Origin of the sequence: Succinimonas amylolytica DSM 2873, assembly GCF_000378405.1 — a bacterium.
In the GTDB taxonomy this organism is placed as follows: domain Bacteria; phylum Pseudomonadota; class Gammaproteobacteria; order Enterobacterales; family Succinivibrionaceae; genus Succinimonas; species Succinimonas amylolytica.
Genome location: NZ_KB899636.1, coordinates 1 through 1,891 on the forward strand (window position 1 = coordinate 1; position 1,891 = coordinate 1,891).

1 protein-coding gene and 1 pseudogene are annotated in these 1,891 nt (G+C 33.2%); both read right to left on the reverse strand.

Annotated elements, in window-relative coordinates:
- Positions 1-810 precede the first annotated feature (810 nt).
- Positions 811-1,599: a sulfatase-like hydrolase/transferase gene (locus F557_RS18220; protein WP_019000220.1), complete on the reverse strand. Its 789-nt coding sequence runs from the start codon at positions 1,597-1,599 to the stop codon at positions 811-813.
- A gap of 54 nt (positions 1,600-1,653) precedes the next feature.
- Positions 1,654-1,891: pseudogene (locus F557_RS22870) on the reverse strand (transposase); the annotation flags it as partial.

Sequence of the window (1,891 nt, forward strand, 5' to 3'; positions counted from 1 at the left end):
AACATGCTTCTGATTTACTGGATCCTGAGGACCTCCGCCTGTGGTGATAAGGGGGGATCAGGAATTTAAAGAACAGACTGTCAAGATTGTATGGAAAGAGGTGTCACAAAATTTCAGCGGAGATGGTCACGTAGGAGCGTAATTTTCATGATTGCCTTTCGGATTGGGCTTGTAGGCATTTTTAACCAAAGAGGCAGATCCAGAGATAATAACATTATCATCATTTCTCACAATATTACGATAATTGATTATCATGCCACCCCCCTAAAATCAGAAAAATCTACCGTTCGTTGAATGCTCATTTGAGCATTCAACAGTGTACAGCAAGAATAAATAAAGCACAACAGAATTTTGCATTAAAATTTTATTATTTTTGTGAGAGAAGTACTTGACAAAATTAAAAGAATCAAACACGACTGAATAAATAATTTGCACGACGGTATTTTCGGCAATCACGAGAGTGGTGTGTGTAAAAGCCTTTACAGCTAAAGGTTTGCAGAGATTATGTGATTAATGGAGATGTTTTTATTATAAAAACATTGTAGGGAGCAGTAATATTATGAAAGAGTGTCGATCAAAGGTAATGTCACTTTTATAATTGAAGAGAGGTTGCCTACATGTCAGCTGCACACATTCTCTCCTGAGATGGTATGTGTGCCCAAAACTTTTTCGATCTTCGGATAAATAAGTCTGGCGCATAAAGTTGCCAAATAATAGCACTTTACGAAAAAAAATAATGGTTAAAAACAAAGGTCTCGCTTTTTGCCCTTGATTAGTTAGGCAAATGCTTCTGTTTTCATTATTAAATGCTTAAGATTCTGGTATCTGGATCTGGGCCAACTGTTCCATGAAAAGTGATCTTTGCGACAAACTAGAATTAACCAGTTCTTCTCCGAAAATTTCCAGTAATGTTGGCTCATTTGAATACAGATTAGTACCTAAACCTAATTTATTACCTTCAATTTTTACCCCTAATGATGCAAGAATGGTAGGAAATAAATCAAAGGTTGAAAAGATCCTGTTTGTATTATTTTTACGAATTGTACGACTATTCAAAATGCTTAAAAAAGTCTTTCTTTTGTAATTTTGTTCAATGTTAGAACAGTAGTCTGAATCCATTGTTAGATGATCGCCAATAATTACTATAGTAGTGTTTTCATAAAAATGCTGTTTTTTAATCCAAGAAACAAAATTGTCAACTTGCATACTTGAACAATTAATTACATTTGAGTATTTATCATTGAATTCTTTTGGACAGAAATCGGAAAGATATCCATCTTCCATATGAGTATCGCTGGTATAAATAATAAAACTAAAGGGCTCGTTTTTACTTGATTCTAACAAAATCTGTTTTTTTGCAATATCAAAAAGTTTTTGATCTTCAAATCCCCACCAAACATAGTAATCATTAGGTATTAAACCATTTTTTAGGCAGTATTTATAATCAATAGGTGAGACATTTCCGTGTTCCCTAAAATATAACTCAGTTCCAGCAAAAGTCATATCAGACCCTTGCATTACAAAATTATGATATCCATGTTGATCTAGAATATCACCCAAAGTGGTAATATTTTCAAAAAAATGTTTCTGTGTGCTCATAGCATTTCCATCAAGATGTCCTATCTTTAATTAGAACTTTCCCAAATCGTAATACTATACATTCTTTTTTGGTCTGCCAGGAGATCTTTTAGTTGGTACTTCATCTTGTGGTAAAAGAGACAACTTTTGAAGTACCTTAACCTGAGACGGATTCATATTTATAAGTTGCCAATCACCCGAGTTAATTCTGGCTTGCTTAGCTCTTTTTAAAATTGACATGATTTTTTTATAGGTAAAAGTGTTCAGTAATTCAGCCTTATCAAATTTGTTAATCAATTTAAATGATAGAACA

Coding starts and splice junctions, on each gene's coding strand:
- F557_RS18220 (WP_019000220.1), bottom strand. CDS start 1,599: ATGAGCACACAGAAACATTTTTTTGAAAATATTACCACTTTGGGTGAT.